This is a genomic window from Pseudomonas sp. W5-36 (genome assembly GCF_046540455.1).
Lineage (GTDB): Bacteria > Pseudomonadota > Gammaproteobacteria > Pseudomonadales > Pseudomonadaceae > Aquipseudomonas > Aquipseudomonas graminis_B.
Genome location: NZ_JAXCIQ010000010.1, coordinates 127,671 through 149,619, shown reverse-complemented (window position 1 = coordinate 149,619; position 21,949 = coordinate 127,671). Strand labels below are relative to the sequence as shown.

Genomic DNA, 21,949 nt, shown 5'->3' with positions numbered 1-21,949 from the left:
CCGACGCCTGGCACTTTCATGCGGCGCAAGCCATGACTCCTGAAGCTCGCGATTTAGAGGCTGCGAGCCACTTGGACCTTCTCGAAGACTTCGATCTTGTCACCGACCTTGACGTCGTTGTAGCTCTTGACGCCAATACCGCACTCCATGCCGGCACGTACTTCGGAAGCGTCATCCTTGAAGCGACGCAGGGATTCCAGCTCGCCTTCGAAGATAACGATGTCTTCACGCAGTACACGGATTGGACGGTTACGGAAGACAACGCCTTCGATGACCATGCAACCTGCGATCGCGCCGAATTTCGGCGAGCGGAACACATCGCGGACTTCAGCGATACCCAGGATGTTCTCCCGAACGTCACTGCCAAGCATACCGGTGAGGGCTTTCTTGACGTCTTCGATGATGTCGTAGATGACGTTGTAGTAACGCATGTCCAGACCTTCCTGCTCGACGATCTTGCGCGCGCCAGCATCGGCACGCACGTTGAAGCCGAACAGTACAGCGTTGGAGGCCAGTGCCAGGTTGGCGTCGCTTTCGGTGATACCACCGACGCCGCCGCCCACTACGCGCACTTGCACTTCATCGTTACCCAGGCCATTCAATGCACCCTGCAACGCTTCCAGAGAACCGCGGACATCGGATTTGAGGACGATGTTGAGCGTCTTCTTCTCTTCCTGACCCATGTTCTCGAAGATGTTTTCCAGCTTGCCGGCGTGAGCACGGGCCAGCTTGACTTCGCGGAACTTGCCTTGACGGAACAGAGCCACTTCACGGGCTTTCTTCTCGTCGGCAACAACGCTCATCTCGTCGCCAGCGTCCGGCGTACCGTCCAGGCCGAGAATCTCGACAGGGATCGATGGACCGGCTTCTTTGATTGGCTTGCCGTTCTCGTCGAGCATTGCCCGAACGCGACCGTAGTTGGAGCCAACCAGAACCATGTCGCCTTGACGCAGCGTACCGTCCTGAACCAGAACAGTCGCAACCGGGCCGCGGCCCTTGTCCAGACGCGATTCAACGACAACACCACGACCCGGAGCCGACGGCGTTGCCATCAATTCCAGAACTTCGGCCTGCAGCAGAACGGCTTCAAGCAGCTCGTCAACGCCCGTACCCATCTTCGCGGAGACCGAGACGAAAGGCGTCTCGCCACCCCACTCTTCGGACGTTACGCCGTGAACGGACAGTTCACTGCGGATACGGTCCAGGTCGGCGCCCGGCTTGTCGATCTTGTTCACGGCAACAACCAGCGGAACACCGGCAGCCTTGGCGTGTTGCACGGCTTCGATGGTCTGCGGCATTACGCCGTCGTCGGCAGCGACAACCAGAATCACGATGTCGGTTGCCTTGGCACCACGGGCACGCATTGCGGTAAACGCAGCGTGACCCGGGGTATCGAGGAACGTCACCATGCCACGTTCGGTTTCTACGTGGTACGCACCGATGTGCTGGGTGATACCACCGGCTTCGCCAGCAGCAACCTTGGCGCGACGGATGTAATCGAGCAGCGAGGTCTTACCGTGGTCAACGTGACCCATGACCGTTACAACCGGCGCACGGGAGAACGTCTCACCTTCGAACTTCAGGGACTCGGCCAGGGAATCTTCCAGCGCGGTGTCGCTGACCAGGGTCACTTTGTGGCCCAGTTCTTCAGCGACCAGCTGGGCAGTTTCCTGATCCAGAACCTGGTTGATGGTGGCCGGAGTACCCAGCTTGAACATGAACTTGATGATCTCGGCCGCTTTGACCGACATCTGCTGAGCAAGATCGCCCACGCTGATGGTCTCGCCGATCTTCACTTCACGCACAACAGGGCCGGTAGGGCTCTGGAAACCGTGCGCGTTGCGCTTCTTCAGCTTGGCCTTGCCGCGACCGCCGCGACGGAAGCCATCGCTTTCTTCGTCGGTAGTACGAGGAGCAACGCGTGGCGTTGGCGCCTTTTCCTTGACCGATGCGCGATGCGGGGCGTTCTTGCGCTCGCCGTCACCACCGCCGCCGCTGCGACGATTGTTATCGTCGTTGCGTGGTTTGTCAGGGCGACGCTGTTCGTCTTTCTTGCGATCGGCAGTAGGCGCAGGTGCCGCAGCCGGAGTTTCCCGGGCTGGCTCGGCAGCTTGCGGTGCCGGTGCCGGCGCTGCAACAGCCTCGGCAGCCGGGGCACCAGACGAAGGCTGACGGCGCGCTTCTTCTTCAGCGCGCTGACGGGACTCTTCTTCAGCCTTTTGGCGAGCGGCATTCTCTACCGCACGACGTTCGTCCAGCTCGCGCTTGCGTTCGGCTTCGATTTCTTCCGGGCTGCGCTGAACGAAAACTTTCTTTTTGCGTACTTCAACGCTGATGCTTTTGCTGCCAGCAACGCGCAGGGTACTGGTGGTCTTGCGCTGCAAAGTGATCTTGCGCGGCTCTTCCACCTTGGCCTTGTGACCGCTTTTCAGGTGCGTCAACAGGGCTTGCTTTTCGATATCGGTCACAACTTGTTCGGCGGCGTTGTGCGGCAAACCTGCCTCACGCATCTGCTGTAACAGGCGCTCTACCGGTGTGTCGACCGTTTTGGCCAGTTCTTTCACCGTGACTTGCGTCATGCACTTCTCTCCTCAGGCCGCATCTACTTACTCGAACCAATGGGCTCGGGCGGCCATGATCAACTTGCCGGCACGATCATCGTCAATGCCGTCGATGTCGAGCAGATCGTCAATAGACTGCTCGGCCAGGTCTTCGCGGGTAATTACGCCGCGCACCGCCAGTTCCATCGCCAAATCCTTGTCCATACCCTCAAGCGAGAGCAGGTCTTCGGCCGGATGGGCGTCTGCCAGCTTTTCCTCAGTAGCGATGGCTTTAGTCAACAAACGATCCTTGGCACGAGCGCGAAGCTCGTTGACGGTATCTTCGTCAAAGCCGTCGATGTTGAGCATTTCTTCCAACGGTACGTAGGCAATCTCTTCCAGGCTGGTGAAGCCTTCGTCTACCAGAACCTGAGCGAGATCCTCATCGACTTCCAGCTCGTCGATAAAGTTGCGCAGGATGTCACCGGTTTCCGCTTGCTGCTTGGCCTGGATGTCCGATTCGGTCATCACGTTAAGGGTCCAGCCAGTCAACTGACTGGCCAACCGCACGTTCTGGCCACCGCGGCCAATCGCCTGGGCGAGGTTATCTGCGCCTACAGCGATGTCCATGGCGTGGGCATCTTCATCAACGATGATCGCTGCCACTTCGGCAGGCGACATGGCGTTGATGACGAACTGCGCCGGGTTATCGTCCCAAAGCACGATATCCACACGCTCGCCGCCCAACTCGCCGGAAACAGCCTGTACGCGCGAACCACGCATGCCGATGCACGCGCCCTGCGGGTCAATGCGTTTGTCCTTGGAGCGAACTGCGATCTTTGCACGCGATCCAGGATCACGAGAGGCAGCCATCACCTCGATGAGCCCTTCAGCGATTTCCGGAACTTCAATCCGGAACAGCTCGATCAGCATTTCCGGCGCAGTACGCGACAGGATCAACTGAGGGCCGCGGTTCTCGGTGCGGATTTCTTTGAGCAATGCTCGGACGCGGACACCTACGCGGAAAGTTTCCCGCGAAATGATATCTTCACGCGCCAGCAGAGCTTCGGCATTGTTGCCAAGGTCGACGATGACATTGTCACGTGTAACTTTTTTAACAGTGCCGGAAATGATTTCGCCCAGACGCTCACGGTAGGCGTCCACGACTTGAGCTCGCTCGGCTTCGCGAACTTTCTGCACGATGACTTGCTTGGCAGTCTGCGCAGCGATGCGGCCGAACTCGATGGAATCGATCTTCTCTTCTACTACATCGCCAACGTTGGCACCGGGGTGCGTCAGCGCAACTTTGCTCGGCCACGTTTCGATCGCCGGATCGTCGAGATCGTCTTCTTCGACCACCGTCCAACGACGGAATGTCTCATAGGCGCCTGTTTGACGATTGATCTCGACACGCAGATCTACTTCATCTTCAAAACGCTTCTTGGTGGCCGTAGCCAGCGCTATCTCAAGCGCTTCAAAAATCACATCGGCCGGTACGCCTTTTTCATTGGATACCGATTCAACAACCAGCAGTACTTCTTTGCTCATCGTACGCCTCGCCTTTCGCAAGCCATTGGATCCGCGGGATCCGCTGTATCTGGCACGTCTTAGTCAAACGTGGGAATAATGTTGGCTTTGTCGATCAGATCGATCGGCAACAGAAACTCGTGATCTTCAACCTGGACCACGACGTCCTGCTCCTCCACCCCGCGGAGAAGGCCTTGAAAGTTGCGTCGACCTTCAAACGGTGAACGCAGCTTTATCTTCACTTGTGCCCCGGCAAACTCCGCAAACTGCTCAATGGTAAACAGTGGGCGTTCCATGCCTGGAGAGGAAACTTCGAGCGTGTATTCGGAGCTGATCGGATCTTCTACATCCAGAATACCGCTGATCTGACGGCTGACGATCGCGCAATCGTCCACCAACACGCCGCCTTCTTTATCGATATAGACGCGCAACATCGAGTGACGCCCTTGAGACGAAAACTCGATACCCCAGCATTCATAGCCTAGGGCCACGACCACCGGGGCCAGCAAGGCCTGCAACTCTTCTAGCTTGCTCGACACCTGAACCCCCTCGTGCATGCTGCAAATAAAAAATGGGCAAAAGCCCAATCATGAAAACGCCGGCGAAAAGCGGCGTCATAAAGTGTCCAGCTAACAAAAAGCCCCTGAAAAGGGGCTCCGCTAAAACTGGTTGCGGGGGCTGGATTTGAACCAACGACCTTCGGGTTATGAGCCCGACGAGCTACCAGACTGCTCCACCCCGCGACAAAGCTGGGGCGGAAGTATACGACCGATCCAAATTTGGGTCAATCCGACACATCCACCTACAACAAAGCCCGCTACTGCGGGCTTTCTTGTTAATTGGTACCGAGAAGGGGACTCGAACCCCTACACCCTATGGGCACAACCACCTCAAGGTTGCGTGTCTACCAATTCCACCACCTCGGCATTACAACTCTTTTGCAGCCCCAAAAACAGCTGCGAATCCGGTGTTACTTTTGCTCTGGAGTGGCAGGAACATCAGCAGGTACTGCAGCTGGTTTCTGTTGCCCTTCCAAAACCGGAACATCATCTGCTGCCGGCTTTTGCTTCACTTCCAGTACCGCTGGATTTGGCAAACCTACTTGAGTCAGCTGGTGAGCTTTCTCTTTAGCAAAGTAACCTAACCCTAAGCTGGTCATGAAGAAACAGGCGGCAAGTATAGCAGTAAGTTTACTGAGAAAGGTAGAGGAACCTTGTCCACCGAACACAGTATTTGATGCACCTGCTCCAAATGATGCGCCAGCGTCGGCACCTTTACCCTGCTGCAGCAAAACCAGAGCAACAACGCCCAGAGCACCCAGCAGATGAAGAACGACTACGACTGTTTCCAGCATTTTTTCAGTTTCCCGCGGCGCGAATGATCGCACCGAACTCATCTGCATTCAGGGAGGCGCCACCAATGAGGCCTCCATCGATATCCGGCATGCCGAACAGTTCGACCGCATTGGCCGCCTTCACGCTGCCGCCATATAGAAGACGCACACCTTGTGCGACTTCAGAATTCTCTTGTCTCAACTGCGCACGAATCGCTGCGTGCACTTCCTGCGCCTGTTCAGGCGAGGCAGTCAATCCGGTACCAATGGCCCAGACTGGCTCATAAGCAATGACCGCATTAACGAAAGCACCGACGCCAAGCTCTTCGATGATGCTGCCCAGCTGCTGCCCGACAACCTCAAGCGTCTTGCCTGCTTCTCGCTCCTCGAGTGTCTCGCCGATGCAAAGTATCGGGATCAGACCTGCTGCCTGGGCAGCCTCGAACTTGCGATTCAGGACCTCGTTACTTTCGCCCATTACCTGACGACGCTCCGAGTGCCCGACGAGCACAAACTTGCAACCTGCATCCGCCAACTGGGTCGACGACACTTCGCCAGTCAGAGCGCCCTGCCCTGCTTGATGGGCGCAGTTCTGCGCACCGACGGAGATCAACTGCCCTTCCAGGCAATCAACTACAAGACTCACGTGCAGGCTTGGCGGGAAGACCGCCACATCTACACCACCCGGAAGGGCAAGATTTGCGAGACCCTCGATCAGCTCAGCGACGCTGGCGCGGGTACCGTGCATCTTCCAGTTACCAGCTACCATAGGGCGACGCATGCTGTACCTCGTCGGTCAAAGTGGGCGCAGATGTTACCCAACAGTTTCAACACTGGCAAGCCGAAATCAGGCGCAAACTTCAGCAACCAGTTTTGCCAGTTCATCGGCATACCCGCGAACCAGGATTTCGTCCTCGCCCTCGACCATTACACGCACCAGCGGCTCGGTACCGGACTTGCGCAGAAGCACACGCCCACGCCCGCCCATGGCGACGGTCACGCGGTCACAGGCTTCAATAACGGCGGGGTGTTTGACCGGATCAACGCCTCCACCCTCAAACCGCACATTGATCAATACCTGAGGGCATTTCTTCAGGCCTTCGCGCGATTGCGCGAGGCTCTGTCCGGTACGCTTCATCGACAGCAGTACCTGTAATGCAGCGATGATTGCATCCCCCGTTGTGGTATGCCGGAAGCAGACGACATGGCCCGAGTTCTCGCCGCCCACTTGCCAATCGCGCTCCAGCAGCTCTGCGATGACATAGCGGTCGCCAACATTGGCTCGCACGAACGGAATATTGAGATCCGCAAGCGCCAGCTCCAGTCCGAGGTTGCTCATCAGCGTACCCACGACACCGCCTTGCAACTGGCCGCGCTCCTGAAGGTCCCGCGCAATGATGTACAGCAGCTCATCACCATCAACGATCGCGCCGGTATGGTCGACCATCAGCACACGGTCGCCGTCACCGTCGAAACCGATGCCCAGGTCAGCGCCATGCTCGACAACGGCGGCCTGCAGCGCTCCCATGTGGGTGGAGCCGCAGTTGTCATTGATGTTGAGCCCGTTGGGGGCCGCCGACAGTACAGTGACCTCGGCGCCAAGCTCACGGAACACATTTGGCGCTACCTTGTACGTCGCACCATGGGCGCAATCGACAACGAGCTTCAGCCCGTCGAAGTCAGTGCTGGTCGGAACGCTGCTTTTACAGAATTCGATGTAACGGCCAGCGGCGTCGTTGATACGGGACACCTTGCCGAGTTTCTCGGACTCCTCGACGGTCATCGGCGAGTCAAGCAACTCCTCGATCATCAGCTCGATTTCATCAGGCAGCTTGGTGCCCTGCCCGGAGAAGAATTTGATGCCGTTGTCGTAATGCGGATTATGTGACGCACTGATCACGATGCCCGCTTCGGCATGGAATGTACGCGTCAGATAGGCGATCGCAGGCGTCGGCATCGGCCCCAGGAGCATCACGTCCGCACCCGCTGCAGATAAGCCGGCTTCGAGCGCCGACTCGAACATGTAGCCCGAAATACGGGTGTCCTTGCCTACCAGAATTCGGCATGCGCCCATTTTCCGGAATGCCATCCCTGCCGCCCAGCCAAGCTTGAGCATGAAATCAGGGGTGATCGGGAATTGGCCTACACGACCGCGGATACCGTCGGTACCGAAATATTTCTTGGTGCTCATGGGTGCTCCAGATTTCTTATTTTGCTGACTGAACAGCAGCAATCATACGCACTACGTCGACCGTCTCCGGGACGTCGTGCACACGCAGGATTTTTGCGCCTTTGACCATTGCCATGGCGGCAAGCGCCAGGGCGCCGTGCAGACGCTGGTCAACAGGTTTGTCGAGAACCTTGCCGATCATGCTTTTGCGGGAGACACCGACCAACAGTGGACGGCCCAATGCATGAAGCGCTTCCATGTGTTTGAAGAGGCTCAAGTTATGCTCAAGGGTCTTGGCGAACCCGAATCCCGGATCAAGGATAATCCTCTCGACAGGAATACCCGCTTCGACGCACTGCTCCATGCGCTCGCGCAAGAATGCACTGACCTCACCGACCAGGTCAGTGTAGTGAGGGTCATTCTGCATGTCCGTCGGTTCGCCCCGCATGTGCATGAGGCAGACGGGTAAACCCGTTGCCGCAGCGGCGTCCAGCGCCCCGTCACGGCGAAGCGAGCGAACATCGTTGATGAGCCCTGCCCCCAGACGTGCAGTCTCGCGGATGACCGCCGGCGTAGAGGTGTCGACCGAAATAATCACATCGAGCTCGGCGCTGATGGCTTCAACGACAGGTGCCACGCGCTCCAGCTCTTCAACGGGAGAAACCGATCGCGCGCCAGGCCTTGTTGACTCACCCCCGACGTCGATCAAGGTCGCACCCGCCAGCATCATCGCTTCGGCATGACGCAACGCAAGGTCGCGCTGCGCAAAACGGCCGCCGTCCGAGAACGAATCAGGGGTGATATTGAGGATCCCCATCACGTGCGTGCGGGATAAATCAAGAACCCGGTTGCCGCAAGGCAACCGGGTCGGGTGAAGCGCAGAAGTCATGTCAGACCTTAGTGTTCAGCAGCAGGGCCGCCAATAGGCGATTCCGGACGCGGACCTACAGGTGCGATCGGGGTGCCGGAATCTCCGGAACCACCTTCCCAATCACGAGGCTCGCGTGGTGTGCGGCCTGCCATGATGTCATCGATCTGCTCGGCATCGATGGTCTCGTATTTCATCAGCGCATCAGCCATCGCTTCCAGCTTGTCACGGTTGTCCGTGAGGATCTGTTTCGCGGTGCCGTAGCATTGATCAATGATGCTGCGCACTTCGGAGTCGATCAGACGGGCAGTGTCCCCGGAGAGACTGGCGTTCTGACCGCCACCGCCACGCCCAAGGTAACCGCCTTCTTCCTCGTCCGAATACATCAATGGACCAAGCTTCTCCGACAGACCCCATTTGGTGACCATGTTCCGAGCGATCTGGCTGGCCCGCATGATGTCGTTGGAGGCACCCGTGGTGACACCATCGAAGCCAAGCGTCATTTCTTCGGCAATTCGACCGCCGTACAGCGAGCAGATCTGACTGATCAGGGCACGCTTGGACAGACTGTAGCGGTCCTCCTCGGGCAGGAACATCGTCACACCTAACGCACGACCGCGCGGGATGATCGACACTTTGTAGACCGGATCATGCTCTGGCACGACGCGGCCAACAATCGCATGACCTGCCTCGTGATAAGCGGTATTGCGCTTCTCTTTGTCGGACATGACCATCGATTTGCGCTCAGCGCCCATCATGATCTTGTCTTTCGCCAATTCGAACTCTTTCATCTCGACGATGCGCTTACCTGTGCGAGCAGCGAACAGCGATGCCTCGTTAACCAGGTTGGCCAGATCGGCACCGGAGAACCCCGGGGTACCACGAGCAATCACGCCTGGCTGAACATCGTCGCCCATTGGCACTTTGCGCATGTGTACTTTAAGAATCTGCTCACGACCGCGGATATCGGGCAGGCCAACCACCACCTGACGGTCGAAACGGCCTGGACGCAGCAGCGCAGGGTCGAGAACGTCTGGACGGTTGGTGGCGGCGATCACGATGATGCCGTCGTTCATCTCAAAGCCGTCCATCTCAACCAATAACTGGTTGAGCGTCTGCTCACGCTCATCATGACCACCGCCCATGCCGCCGCCACGATGGCGGCCTACGGCATCGATTTCGTCGATGAAGATGATGCAAGGCGCGTGTTTCTTGGCCTGTTCAAACATGTCACGAACACGGCTTGCACCCACGCCGACAAACATTTCGACAAAGTCGGAACCGGAGATCGTGAAAAACGGAACCTTGGCTTCACCCGCGATGGCCTTCGCGATCAGGGTTTTACCTGTACCTGGAGGACCCACCATGAGGACGCCGCGAGGGATGCGACCGCCGAGGCGCTGGAACTTGCCCGGGTCGCGCAGAAACTCGACGAGCTCGCCGACTTCCTCCTTGGCCTCATCACAGCCGGCGACATCAGCCAGCGTGGTTTTGACCTGATCCTCGGAGAGCAGACGCGCCTTGCTTTTACCAAAGCTCATCGGTCCGCCTTTGCCCCCCGCACCGCCCTGCATCTGGCGCATGAAGAACATGAAGACAGCAATAATAACGAGGATAGGGAAGCTGGCGACAAGGAGCTGAGTCCAAATGCTTTGCTGCTCTGGCTGCTTGCCCTCGATCACAACGTTGTTGTCGACCAGATCACCGATCAGACCGTTGTCCTGAATGGCAGGACGAATGGTCTTGAAGGAGTCGCCATCGCTGCGCTTGCCGGTAATGACGTAACCGTCAACGGCAACCTTCTCGACTTTGCCGTCCTTCACCTGCTGGATGAATTCGGAATAGTTGAGGGTCTGCGGCTCGTTAGGACTGGAGAAGTTGTTCATCACGGTCACGAGAACCGCCGCGATGATCAACCACAGGATCAAATTCTTTGCCATATCGTTCAATTAGCTACCCTCTGAAGCAAGCTCCACGCTGGAGCGTGCCTCGCATGATATTTACCGGCCTAACGTACTACAGATCCTACAGGCGTGGCAGGCGGCGTCTGTAACCCTTTGTGAAACTTTGACTACGCGATGTTGGTTACGCTCCCTTGATAAAGCCATTTGAAAAAAGCTATCGCTTGATCAAAGGCGCTCATCGCTTGCCGATCCTTCTACACCGCGAAAGCCGCGACCCAACAAGTACTGCTCCCTGGAACGGTCTCGCGACGACAAAGGCTTGCGCATCTGTACCTTGTCGAACAGCTTGCGGATGTCCTTGTGGTACACGTCAAACCCTTCACCCTGGAAGACTTTGATCAGGAAATCGCCACCTGGGCGCAGCACACGGCCGGCTAAATCAAGCGCCAACTCACAGAGGAACATTGCGCGAGGCATATCAACAGCGCTCAATCCACTCATATTGGGTGCCATGTCGGAAATCACAAGGTCTACCTGCGTATTACCGACAGCCTCGAGGATCTGCGCCAGTACCTCATCCTGGGTGAAATCCCCCTGAATGAAAGTCACGTCAGGGATGCTGTCCATTTCCAGGATGTCAGATGCAATCAGCCGACCTTGACCACCAATCAGACGACTGGTCACCTGCGACCAGCCGCCTGGCGCCGCGCCAAGGTCGATGACCGTCATGCCAGGACGAATGATCTTGTCCTTCTCCTGAATCTCCAGGAGCTTGTAACTGGCGCGGGAACGGTAGCCATCCCGCTGCGCCATTTTGACGTACTTGTCGTCGAAGTGTTCTTTAAGCCAGTTATGGCTGGTTTTGGAACGTGCCACGGAGCACCTCAAAAAATTAGGACGAGTCGCGATTAACCGGGCGGTCCCGGACTCGCTCGGGTAAACTGGCCGCCGCTTTTTACAAGATCAGACGCAGAGGTCAGATTATGCCGCTCACTCAAGAGCAGAAGAAACAATACAAATCCATTGGCCACCATCTGAAACCGGTGTTGATCGTGGCGGACAATGGTCTGACTGAAGGTGTGTTGGCCGAACTGGAGCGCGCACTGGGCGATCACGAGTTGATTAAAATCAAACTCAACATCCTCGACCGCGAAAGCCGCCTGGCAGCCATCGCTGAACTGTGCAAAGTCGGCAAGGCCGATCTGGTGCAGGTCATTGGCAAAATGGCGCTGATTTACCGCAAGAACCCGAAGGTAAACAAGCAGCTGTCCAACGTCCACCGCTTCAACTGATCCTCTTCGGGTCAGCGGCGAACACGCGCTGGCCGTTAGATTCGATGCCCAGCTGCAAAGTTGAGCGCCGAACCGGTCAGACCCGACATGCGACCGCCGGTTCGATAGGCCATGCAATGACCTTCGAACCCGCTGTCTGAATCTACACCCGCGCAATGCGGGTGTTGATCATCAAACGTGACGCACTTCCACGATTTCGTACTCGATCACACCGCTTGGTGTCTTCACAGCGACGACATCGCCCTCTTCCTTGCCAATTAACGCGCGAGCGAGCGGCGAGCCCACCGAAATCTTGCCCAGTTTGAAGTCAGCTTCGTCCTCACCCACGATGTGATAGGTGACGCGGTCGTCTGTCTCCACGTTTGCAATTTCGACGGTAGTGCCGAAGATCACTTTCCCAGTGTGAGGGATGGTGGTGACGTCGATGATCACCTGATTCTGGATCCGGCCTTCGATGTCGCGGATGCGCGCTTCGACCATGCCCTGCTGTTCGCGGGCGGCATGGTACTCGGCGTTTTCCTTGAGATCGCCCAGCTCGCGCGCAGTCCCGATGTCCTGACTGAGCTTGGGACGAACCACCTTGGTCAGGTGTGCGTGTTCCTCTTCCAGGGCGCGAGCGCCCTGAACGGTCATTGGGTACTTGATCATGCTTTCAGTCCTGCGTGTAGATCCTGCAAGCGGCGTACGGTTTTTTCAGGGCCGAACTTCAGCGCTTCACAGATGGCCTCGCCCGCAGCGATAGTCGTGGTGCAGTAGATCTTGTGCTGCAGGGCATTGCGACGAATGGAGTAGGAATCAGCGATCGACTGGCGCCCTTCGGTCGTGTTGATGATCAGCGTGACTTCGTCATTCTTGATCATGTCGACCACGTGTGGACGGCCCTCGGTCACCTTGTTGACGCGGCGAACTTTCAGCCCGGCCTCTTCGATCAGGCGTGCGGTCCCAGCGGTTGCAACGATGTCGAAGCCCAGTTCGATCAAGCTGCGTGCCACACCTGCCACCAGCGGCTTGTCGTCGTCACGCACGCTGATGAAGGCCGTGCCGCCAGTCGGCAGGACTTCACTGGCGCCCATCTGGGCTTTCGCGAAGGCTTCGCCGAAGGTGTCGCCGACACCCATGACTTCGCCGGTCGACTTCATTTCTGGGCCAAGGATCGGGTCGACGCCCGGGAACTTGGCGAATGGGAACACCGCTTCTTTCACGCTGTAGAAATTCGGAATGATTTCTTTGGTGAAGCCGAGTTCTTTCAGCGTTTTGCCAGCCATGACGCGAGCGGCAATCATCGCCAGGGAAACTCCGATGCACTTCGACACGAACGGCACCGTACGCGATGCGCGCGGGTTCACTTCGATGACGTAGATGTCTTCGCCCTGCAATGCGAGCTGCACGTTCATCAGACCGACAACGCCGAGCTCCAAGGCCATTTTCTTGACCTGCTCACGCATTTCGTCCTGGATATGCGCCGGCAGCGAATACGGTGGCAGCGAGCATGCCGAGTCACCGGAGTGAACACCGGCCTGTTCGATGTGCTGCATGATCGCGCCGATCACCACGTCGGTGCCGTCGCAGACCGCATCAACGTCCATTTCGATGGCGCAGTTGAGGAAGTGGTCAAGCAGCACCGGGCTGTCGTTGGACACTTGAACCGCTTCACGCAGGTAGCGCTTGAGTTCGTCTTCTTCGTAGACGATCTCCATCGCACGGCCGCCCAGTACGTAGGACGGACGCACCACCAGCGGGTAGCCGATCTTCGCCGCCGCCCGAATGGCTTCGTCTTCGCTGCGCACGGTGGCGTTTGGTGGCTGACGCAGGTTCAGTCGCTCGACCATCTGCTGGAAGCGCTCACGGTCTTCTGCACGGTCAATGGCGTCCGGGCTGGTGCCGATGATTGGCACGCCTGCAGCTTCCAGCGCGCGCGCCAGCTTCAACGGGGTCTGGCCGCCGTACTGGACGATCACGCCTTTCGGCTTCTCGACGCGGACGATTTCCAGCACGTCTTCCAGGGTCACCGGCTCGAAGTACAGACGGTCAGAGGTGTCATAGTCGGTCGATACGGTTTCAGGGTTGCAGTTGACCATGATGGTCTCGTACCCGTCTTCACGCAGGGCCAGCGCGGCGTGTACGCAGCAGTAGTCGAACTCGATGCCTTGGCCAATGCGGTTCGGACCGCCACCCAGAATCATGATCTTGTCGCGATTCGTCGGGTTGGCTTCGCACTCTTCCTCGTACGTGGAGTACATGTACGCGGTGTCGGTGGCGAACTCGGCGGCGCAGGTGTCAACGCGCTTGTAGACCGGCAGCACGTCCAGTTTGTGACGATGCGTGCGCAGGTTCTTCTCGGTCACACCCAGCAGCTTGGCCAGGCGGGCATCGGAGAAGCCCTTGCGCTTGAGGCGATACATGATGTCGCGGTCAATCGCCGACAGGCCGAGGGTCTTGACCTTCTCTTCGTCCTTGATCAGATCTTCGATCTGCACCAGGAACCAGGGGTCGATCATGTTCATGCCGAAAATCTGTTCAACCGTCATGCCGGCACGGAAAGCGTCAGCGACGTACCAGATGCGCTCGGCACCCGGAACCGTCAGCTCGCGCTTGAGAATGCTCATGCTTTCCGGATTGCTGAGGTCCAGCTTCGGATCGAGACCGCTGACACCCACTTCCAGGCCGCGCAGGGCTTTCTGCAGGGATTCCTGGAAAGTCCGGCCGATGGCCATGACTTCGCCGACTGACTTCATTTGAGTGGTCAGGCGCGCGTCAGCTTTGGCGAACTTCTCGAACGCAAAGCGTGGCAGTTTGGTCACGACGTAGTCGATCGATGGCTCGAACGACGCCGGGGTCTTGCCGCCGGTGATTTCGTTCTGCAACTCGTCCAGCGTGTAGCCGACAGCCAGCTTGGCTGCCACTCGGGCGATCGGAAAACCGGTGGCCTTGGAAGCCAGTGCAGAAGAACGAGAAACCCGCGGGTTCATCTCGATCACAACCATGCGGCCGGTGTCAGGGCAGATACCGAACTGAACGTTCGAGCCGCCTGTTTCTACGCCGATCTCGCGCAGAACCGCCAGCGAGGCGTTACGCAGAATCTGGTATTCCTTGTCGGTGAGCGTCTGTGCTGGCGCAACGGTGATGGAGTCGCCAGTGTGGACGCCCATCGGATCGAAGTTTTCGATGGAGCAGACGATGATGCAGTTGTCCTTTTTGTCGCGGACAACTTCCATTTCGTATTCTTTCCAGCCGATCAGCGACTCGTCGATCAGCAGCTCTTTGGTCGGCGACAGGTCGAGACCGCGGGCGCAGATTTCTTCGAACTCTTCACGGTTGTACGCGATGCCGCCACCGGTGCCGCCCATGGTGAAGGACGGACGAATGATGCACGGGAAACCCAGCTTTTCGAGGACCGCATTGGCCTCTTCCATGCTGTGGGCGATACCGGAACGCGGGCAAGCCAGGCCAATGGACTTCATGGCCTTGTCGAAACGCGAGCGGTCTTCAGCCTTGTCGATGGTGTCGGCATTGGCGCCGATCATTTCAACGCCGAACTTCTCCAGAACGCCCTCGCGCTCCAGGTCCAGTGCGCAGTTCAGTGCGGTCTGCCCGCCCATGGTTGGCAGCAGAGCGTCAGGGCGTTCTTTTTCGATGATCTTGGCGACGGTCGCCCATTTGATCGGCTCGATGTAGGTCGCATCCGCCATGGCCGGGTCGGTCATGATGGTGGCCGGGTTCGAGTTGACCAGAATGACGCGGTAACCCTCTTCGCGCAGGGCCTTGCAGGCCTGGGCGCCGGAGTAGTCGAATTCGCAGGCCTGGCCGATCACGATCGGGCCAGCGCCAAGAATCAGGATGCTTTTAATGTCTGTACGTTTTGGCATGGGTTGTCACTCGAATCCTGTGTCAGTCGGCAAGCCGTCTTGAACATCTCAGGTGCCGGGCGGGCTGTCGGATCGGGTCCGGTCCGCCGCGGTCACCTGCTCGCTACAGTCGCAAGGCAGCCTCAGCGGCGTTTGTCCATGGCTGTGATGAAGCGATCGAACAGCGGCGCGACGTCAGTCGGGCCCGGGCTCGCTTCAGGGTGACCCTGGAAGCTGAACGCGTCCTTGTCGGTGCGCTCAATGCCCTGCAGGCTGCCATCAAACAGCGATTTGTGAATCGCGCGAACGTTGCTCGGCAAGGTCGCTTCGTCCACCGCAAAACCATGGTTCTGGCTGGTGATCATGACCACGCCTGTGTCGAGGTCCTGAACAGGGTGGTTGGCGCCGTGGTGGCCCAGATCCATCTTGATGGTCCGAGCGCCGGAGGCGAGCGCCAGCAGTTGGTGACCCAGGCAGATACCAAAGACTGGAATGTCAGTCTCCAGCACATCCTTGATCGCCTGAATGGCGTAGTCGCAGGGCTCCGGGTCGCCAGGGCCGTTGGAGAGGAAGATGCCGTCCGGCTTGAGGGCAAGCACTTCACTGGCAGGGGTTTGCGCAGGTACGACCGTCACACGGCAACCACGCTCAACCAGCATGCGCAGGATGTTCAGCTTGACGCCGTAGTCCCAGGCGACCACGTGGTACTTCAAATCAGCTGCGGCAACTTCGGGACTGCTGTCGGACTGCAGATTCCAGACCGTGGAGCGCCACTCGTAGGTGTCTTTCGTGCTGACTTCCTTGGCGAGGTCCATGCCCTTCAGGCCCGGGAAGCCCCGTGCTGCCGCGATGGCCGCTTCTTCGGAAATGTTGTCGCCAGCCATGATGCAGCCATTTTGAGCGCCCTTCTCGCGAAGGATACGCGTCAGGCGGCGAGTGTCGATGCCTGCAATCGCAACGGTTTTATTGGCTTTCAGATACTCAGCGAGCGGCATCTTGTTACGCCAGTTGCTCGCCACCAGTGGCAGGTCGCGAATCACCAGACCCGCCGCCCAGACGCGGTCAGACTCGGCATCTTCCGGCGTGGTGCCGGTGTTGCCGATGTGCGGGTAAGTCAGGGTGACGATTTGCTGGGCATAGGAAGGATCGGTAAGAATTTCCTGATAGCCGGTCATTGCGGTGTTGAACACCACTTCACCAACGGTTTGACCGTCGGCACCAATGGCTTCGCCGCGAAAAATGCTGCCATCAGCAAGGGCGAGTATGGCTGGCTTAGTCAAGAAGACCTCCCGTAATAAAGCCTGAAAGGGCGATCGCAGGTTGTAAAAAAGCGGAATGACGTATAGACACGTCACCCCGCTTTTTTCATAGAATTATCTGCGCGCTTTTAGTGGACACACTAAAGCTGTAGCTTACAGAAAGAGGTCTTTTTAATCCACCGCTAAAATTGCCGTGAGGGCTGGGGAGTGCGACGGGACATCGCGTAGCGGGTGTGTAATGGCTTGAAACTGCGGGCAGGATACAGGGAAAGCCCCTCTCCTGCCCGCATTGTTACTTGTCAGATTCAGAGCACCGGACCACTCAACGCAGATCGAGCACGTCCTGCATGTCGTAAAGACCCGGCGCCTTGCCATCGAGCCACAGCGCTGCACGCACTGCGCCCTTGGCGAATGTCATGCGACTTGACGCCTTGTGCGTAATCTCCAGGCGCTCGCCCTCGGCGGCGAACAGCACAGTGTGATCACCTACGACGTCACCGCCACGGACCGTGGCGAAACCGATCGTCTCGCGGTCACGAACACCCGTGTAGCCCTCACGACCATAGACAGCGACCTTGCTCAAGTCACGCCCCAAGGCATTGGCAACGACCTCGCCCATGCTGACCGCCGTACCCGACGGCGCATCGACCTTGTTGCGGTGATGAGCTTCGATGATCTCGATGTCCGCATCTTCACCCATCACTCGCGCCGCCAGATCCAGCAGCTTGAACGACAGGTTCACACCCACACTGAAATTGGACGCGAAGACGACAGGAATGTCCCGGCTCGCCTCCTCCAGCAGGCGCTTTTGTTCGACGCTCAAGCCGGTGGTACCAATGACCATCGCCTTGCCCGCCTTACGACAGAGCGCCAGATTTTTCAGCATGACGTCCGGCAATGTGAAGTCGATCAGGACGTCGAACTCGTCGGCAACCTGCTCCAGATTACCGGTCAACTGAACACCGATACGCCCCAGCGATGCGAGTTCGCCGGCGTCGGCACCGATCATCGTGCTGCCGGGACGAACGATTGCCGCCGTCAGCCCGGTGAGCGGCGCACGATCCTGCACCGCCTCGATCAGGTTCTTGCCCATGCGCCCGGCGGCGCCCATCACTGCAATGCGTCGCATGCCCTGCCCCTTAGAGATCGCCGAAGAAACGCTTCACACCTTCGAACCAGCCACTGGCTTTAGGCGAGTGAGAGCTGTCACCTTCAAGGGAGGCACGGAACTCTTCGAGCAATTCACGCTGACGACGCCCGAGGTTGACCGGAGTTTCGACGGCAACACGGCACATCAGGTCGCCGGCGGCGCCACCACGTACAGGGGCAACGCCCTTGCCGCGCAGGCGGAACTGCTTACCGGTTTGCGTGCCTTCCGGGATCTTCAGTTTGACGCGACCATCCAGCGTCGGGACTTCCAGCTCACCACCCAGTGCAGCGTCGGTGAAGCTGATTGGCACTTCGCAGTACAGGTGCTTGCCGTCGCGCTGGAAGATCGCGTGTTCACGCACGTTGATCACGACGTACAGGTCGCCCGTTGGGCCGCCCTGCGTCCCCGCTTCACCTTCGCCCGACAGACGAATGCGATCGCCGGTATCGACGCCTGGCGGCACTTTGACCGACAGCGTCTTGGACTCTTCCACACGGCCTTCGCCATGGCAGGAGTCGCAAGGATCGGAGATGATCTTGCCGTTGCCGTGGCAACGCGGGCAGGTCTGCTGAACAGAGAAAAAGCCCTGCTGCATGCGCACCTGGCCGATGCCGCCGCATGTCGGGCAGGTCACAGGGGACGAGCCCTTTTTGGCGCCGCTGCCGTCGCACGGCTTGCAGTTGACCAGCGTCGGCACACGGATGCTGACGGTCGTGCCGCGCACCGCTTCTTCAAGATTCAACTCGAGGGTATAGCGAAGATCGCTGCCACGTTGGGCACCACCACGACCACCGCCGCCAGCGCGCCCCCCGCCGAAGAAGTCGCTGAAGACATCGCCGAAGATGTCGGAGAAGTTGGCGCCACCGCCGCCGAATCCGCCGCCACCCATACCTTGATCGACGCCGGCATGACCGTATTGGTCATAGGCCGCGCGCTTGCTGGCATCGGAAAGCACTTCGTACGCTTCGTTGGCTTCCTTGAAGGCGTCTTCCGAAGCCTTGTCACCCGGGTTGCGGTCAGGGTGATATTTCATGGCGAGACGGCGATACGCCTTTTTCAGATCTGCTTCACTGGAGCCACGCTCCACGCCCAATACTTCGTAATAATCACGCTTTGACATAACTTTTCCGCACTCTTGAGGACGTCCGGCATGACCCTCCTGAGTCTGCCGAACTCGTTGAGCCCCTTTCAGGCCCGGACCCAACTCACGTCAATTCAACGATCCTGGTCTTGGTTCAACGGCCTTCGATCGACCGAGAAAAGCGGCTGAACAAGCCGGAGTGCAGGAGCATCCGGCTTTGCCACAAAGCCCGCGATACGGAATCGCGCGCTTGAAAATTCGGGTGTTCCAGACACGCCAACGCGGGAGCAAGCTCCCGCGCGGCGACATCCTACCAGCGACCACTGGAAGGTGGTCAACCGGCGATCAAGTGAGCCTGCGCTTACTTGTTTTCTTTTACTTCTTCGAACTCGGCGTCGACAACGTCGTCGGCCGGCTTGCTTTCTTCCTGAGCGGGCTGAGCACCGCCTTCAGGTTTTTCGCCTTGCTCGGCGTACATTTTCTGAGCGACCGGCGCGGAGACTTTCGACAGCTCTTCGATCTTGGCGTCGATGGCAGCCTTGTCGTCGCCTTTCACAGCGGCTTCAAGTGCAACCAGTGCAGCCTCGATAGCGGTCTTCTCTTCGGCGGTGACTTTATCGCCAGCGTCGGAGATCATTTTGCGCGTCGAGTGAACCAGCGCATCGCCCTGGTTACGGGCAGATGCCAGCTCTTCAAACTTGCGGTCTTCGTCCGAGTTCGCTTCAGCGTCGCGAATCATCTGCTGGATTTCTTCGTCCGACAGACCCGAGTTGGCCTTGATCACGATCGACTGAGTCTTGCCCGTCGCCTTGTCTTTCGCGCCGACGTGCAGGATGCCGTTGGCGTCGATGTCGAAGGTTACCTCGATCTGAGGCACGCCACGTGGTGCTGGCGGAATCTCGGCCAGGTCGAACTTGCCCAGGGACTTGTTCTGAGCCGCCTGCTTACGCTCGCCCTGCAGCACGTGAATGGTCACTGCGCCCTGATTGTCGTCGGCAGTCGAGAACACTTGGGATTTCTTGGTAGGAATCGTGGTGTTTTTCTCGATCAGCGCGGTCATCACGCCGCCCATGGTTTCGATACCCAGCGTCAGCGGGCTGACGTCCAGCAGCAGAACGTCTTTCACGTCGCCGGCCAGTACCGCACCCTGGATGGCTGCACCCATGGCGACGGCTTCGTCAGGGTTGACGTCTTTACGCGCTTCTTTACCGAAGAACTCGGTGACCTTCTGCTGAACCAGTGGCATACGGGTCTGACCGCCGACCAGGATCACGTCGTTGATCGCGCCGATGTCGATACCCGAATCTTTCAACGCAATGCGGCAAGGCTCGATGGTGCGCTGAACCAGGTCTTCAACCAGCGATTCCAGCTTGGCGCGCGAGATCTTCACGTTCAAGTGCTTAGGACCGGTGGCATCTGCAGTGATGTACGGCAGGTTCACGTCGGTCGAATTGCTCGAAGACAGTTCGATCTTCGCTTTCTCGGCAGCTTCTTTCAGACGCTGCATCGCCAGCGGATCACCTTTCAGGTTCATGCCGGATTCTTTCTTGAATTCGTCAACCAGGTAATCGATCAGGCGGATGTCGAAGTCTTCACCACCCAGGAACGTGTCGCCGTTGGTGGCCAACACTTCGAACTGGTGCTCGCCATCGACTTCAGCGATTTCAATAACGGAGACGTCGAACGTACCGCCACCCAGGTCATAAACGATGACGGTGTGATCGCCCTTCGCTTTGTCCATACCGTAAGCCAGCGCGGCTGCGGTCGGCTCGTTGATGATGCGCTTCACGTCCAGACCTGCAATACGACCGGCGTCTTTGGTGGCCTGACGCTGGCTGTCGTTGAAGTAAGCAGGGACGGTGATGACTGCTTCAGTCACGGTCTCGCCGAGGTAGTCTTCGGCGGTCTTCTTCATTTTCTTCAGGATTTCAGCCGAAATCTGAGGAGGGGACATTTTCTTGTCGTTGACTTCAACCCACGCATCGCCGTTATCAGCCTTGGCGATTTTGTAAGGGACCATCTTGATGTCTTTCTGCACGACTTCTTCGTCGAACTTACGGCCGATCAGACGCTTCACCGCGTACAGGGTGTTGTGCGGGTTGGTGACTGCCTGACGCTTGGCCGATTGGCCTACGAGGATCTCGCCATCATTGGCATACGCAATGATCGACGGGGTGGTACGAGCGCCTTCGGCGTTCTCGATAACCTTGGCTTTACCGTTTTCCAGAACCGAGACGCAGGAGTTGGTGGTCCCCAGGTCGATACCGATAATCTTGCCCATTTTTGACTCTCCCGAAACTTAAATTTGGTTGCCGCAACTGCATTTACAAATTGCGGTAATTCTTAAACGCTTGGCCTGTAAATGGGGGCCACTCAGCTAATTTCAAGCCTGCTCGTCAATCGACGGCGAAACAGGCGATGGCGCCTTGCTGACCACGACCATGGCCGGGCGAAGCAGACGGCCATTGAGCTGATAACCCTTCTGGAACACCTTGAGCACGCTGTTCGGCTCGACGTCCGCGCTTTCCTGCATCGCCATTGCCTGATGGTGCTCGGCGTTGAACGGCTGGCCATGTGGTTCGATGGCTTCAAGGTTGTAGCGCTTTAGCGTGTCGTAGAACATTTTCAGCGTCAGCTCGATGCCTTCCCGCATCGGCCGGATGCTCTCGTCATCCGAGTTGGACAAGTCCAGACCACGCTCAAGGCTGTCGACGATCGGCAGCAGATCGCTCGCAAACTTTTCGAGCGCAAACTTGTGCGCCTTCTCAACGTCTTGCTCGGCACGGCGGCGGACGTTCTGCAGATCCGCAGCCACACGCAGAGACTGGTCCTGCGCCGCCTTCAGCTGTTCTTCAAGCACTTGCACACGGGTTGCCAGATCATCTTGAGAAGTCGCCGTGTCGGCAGCCTGATCCTGGGCCTGCATGTCCGGGTTCTGTTCGTCAGCCATAAATTCTCTCCTTCTAATTACATCCGTGAG

17 protein-coding genes and 2 tRNA genes are annotated in these 21,949 nt (G+C 58.2%); 1 reads left to right on the top strand and 18 read right to left on the bottom strand.

Going from position 1 to position 21,949, the window contains the following annotated elements:
- Nucleotides 1–53 precede the first annotated feature (53 nt).
- From infB to rlmE, 11 genes are all read right to left on the bottom strand, one after another.
- A complete protein-coding gene (gene infB, locus SLW74_RS17585; RefSeq protein ID WP_410929638.1) occupies nucleotides 54–2,579 on the bottom strand; it encodes a translation initiation factor IF-2 in 2,526 nt (841 codons plus the stop codon).
- A gap of 27 nt (nucleotides 2,580–2,606) precedes the next feature.
- Nucleotides 2,607–4,088, bottom strand: a complete 1,482-nt coding sequence (nusA, locus tag SLW74_RS17580; RefSeq protein ID WP_065987602.1) for a transcription termination factor NusA — start codon at nucleotides 4,086–4,088, stop codon at nucleotides 2,607–2,609.
- Between the two features lie 59 nt (nucleotides 4,089–4,147).
- Complete coding sequence (gene rimP, locus SLW74_RS17575; protein WP_065987699.1) at nucleotides 4,148–4,606, bottom strand: ribosome maturation factor RimP; 459 nt, start codon at nucleotides 4,604–4,606, stop codon at nucleotides 4,148–4,150.
- 127 nt (nucleotides 4,607–4,733) lie between these two features.
- Nucleotides 4,734–4,810: transfer RNA gene (locus tag SLW74_RS17570), tRNA-Met, on the bottom strand.
- A 97-nt stretch (nucleotides 4,811–4,907) separates the two neighbouring features.
- Nucleotides 4,908–4,993, bottom strand: a tRNA-Leu gene (locus SLW74_RS17565).
- Between the two features lie 44 nt (nucleotides 4,994–5,037).
- Complete coding sequence (gene secG, locus SLW74_RS17560; RefSeq protein WP_074888489.1) at nucleotides 5,038–5,421, bottom strand: preprotein translocase subunit SecG; 384 nt, start codon at nucleotides 5,419–5,421, stop codon at nucleotides 5,038–5,040.
- 4 nt (nucleotides 5,422–5,425) lie between these two features.
- Nucleotides 5,426–6,181, bottom strand: coding sequence for a triose-phosphate isomerase (gene tpiA, locus SLW74_RS17555; protein WP_065987603.1), 756 nt, complete (start codon nucleotides 6,179–6,181; stop codon nucleotides 5,426–5,428).
- Between the two features lie 66 nt (nucleotides 6,182–6,247).
- The gene (gene glmM / locus SLW74_RS17550) at nucleotides 6,248–7,591 is read right to left on the bottom strand and encodes a phosphoglucosamine mutase (RefSeq protein WP_192132954.1); all 1,344 of its coding nucleotides are present in this window, start codon (nucleotides 7,589–7,591) and stop codon (nucleotides 6,248–6,250) included.
- Nucleotides 7,592–7,607: 16 nt separating this feature from the next.
- On the bottom strand, nucleotides 7,608–8,459 hold the full coding sequence (gene folP / locus SLW74_RS17545) for a dihydropteroate synthase (protein ID WP_410929637.1): 852 nt from the start codon (nucleotides 8,457–8,459) through the stop codon (nucleotides 7,608–7,610).
- 8 nt (nucleotides 8,460–8,467) lie between these two features.
- A complete protein-coding gene (ftsH, locus tag SLW74_RS17540) occupies nucleotides 8,468–10,378 on the bottom strand; it encodes an ATP-dependent zinc metalloprotease FtsH (protein ID WP_065987606.1) in 1,911 nt (636 codons plus the stop codon).
- Between the two features lie 189 nt (nucleotides 10,379–10,567).
- The gene (gene rlmE / locus SLW74_RS17535) at nucleotides 10,568–11,218 is read right to left on the bottom strand and encodes a 23S rRNA (uridine(2552)-2'-O)-methyltransferase RlmE (protein ID WP_192132956.1); all 651 of its coding nucleotides are present in this window, start codon (nucleotides 11,216–11,218) and stop codon (nucleotides 10,568–10,570) included.
- A gap of 107 nt (nucleotides 11,219–11,325) precedes the next feature.
- On the opposite strand from rlmE, the gene SLW74_RS17530 reads away from it, so the two are divergent.
- Nucleotides 11,326–11,634 (top strand): YhbY family RNA-binding protein, encoded by a 309-nt coding sequence (locus tag SLW74_RS17530; RefSeq protein WP_065987608.1) that lies wholly within the window; start codon nucleotides 11,326–11,328, stop codon nucleotides 11,632–11,634.
- A gap of 171 nt (nucleotides 11,635–11,805) precedes the next feature.
- Here SLW74_RS17530 and greA read toward each other — a convergent pair whose 3' ends face one another.
- The 7 genes from greA to grpE all read right to left on the bottom strand — a co-directional run bounded on the left by greA (nucleotide 11,806) and on the right by grpE (nucleotide 21,919).
- Complete coding sequence (gene greA / locus SLW74_RS17525; protein ID WP_037015137.1) at nucleotides 11,806–12,282, bottom strand: transcription elongation factor GreA; 477 nt, start codon at nucleotides 12,280–12,282, stop codon at nucleotides 11,806–11,808.
- Complete coding sequence (gene carB / locus SLW74_RS17520; RefSeq protein WP_369318943.1) at nucleotides 12,279–15,500, bottom strand: carbamoyl-phosphate synthase large subunit; 3,222 nt, start codon at nucleotides 15,498–15,500, stop codon at nucleotides 12,279–12,281. Before carB ends, greA begins: the two co-directional genes overlap by 4 nt.
- A 122-nt stretch (nucleotides 15,501–15,622) precedes the next feature.
- A complete protein-coding gene (gene carA, locus SLW74_RS17515; RefSeq protein WP_065987610.1) occupies nucleotides 15,623–16,759 on the bottom strand; it encodes a glutamine-hydrolyzing carbamoyl-phosphate synthase small subunit in 1,137 nt (378 codons plus the stop codon).
- Nucleotides 16,760–17,060: 301 nt separating this feature from the next.
- Nucleotides 17,061–17,867, bottom strand: a complete 807-nt coding sequence (gene dapB, locus SLW74_RS17510) for a 4-hydroxy-tetrahydrodipicolinate reductase (RefSeq protein WP_410929636.1) — start codon at nucleotides 17,865–17,867, stop codon at nucleotides 17,061–17,063.
- 10 nt (nucleotides 17,868–17,877) lie between these two features.
- Nucleotides 17,878–19,008 carry a molecular chaperone DnaJ gene (gene dnaJ / locus SLW74_RS17505; protein WP_410929635.1) on the bottom strand — a complete coding sequence of 377 codons (1,131 nt, stop codon included), beginning with the start codon at nucleotides 19,006–19,008 and terminating at the stop codon, nucleotides 17,878–17,880.
- Between the two features lie 322 nt (nucleotides 19,009–19,330).
- Complete coding sequence (dnaK, locus tag SLW74_RS17500; protein WP_065987613.1) at nucleotides 19,331–21,250, bottom strand: molecular chaperone DnaK; 1,920 nt, start codon at nucleotides 21,248–21,250, stop codon at nucleotides 19,331–19,333.
- 102 nt (nucleotides 21,251–21,352) lie between these two features.
- Complete coding sequence (grpE, locus tag SLW74_RS17495; RefSeq protein ID WP_410929634.1) at nucleotides 21,353–21,919, bottom strand: nucleotide exchange factor GrpE; 567 nt, start codon at nucleotides 21,917–21,919, stop codon at nucleotides 21,353–21,355.
- Nucleotides 21,920–21,949 lie beyond the last annotated feature (30 nt).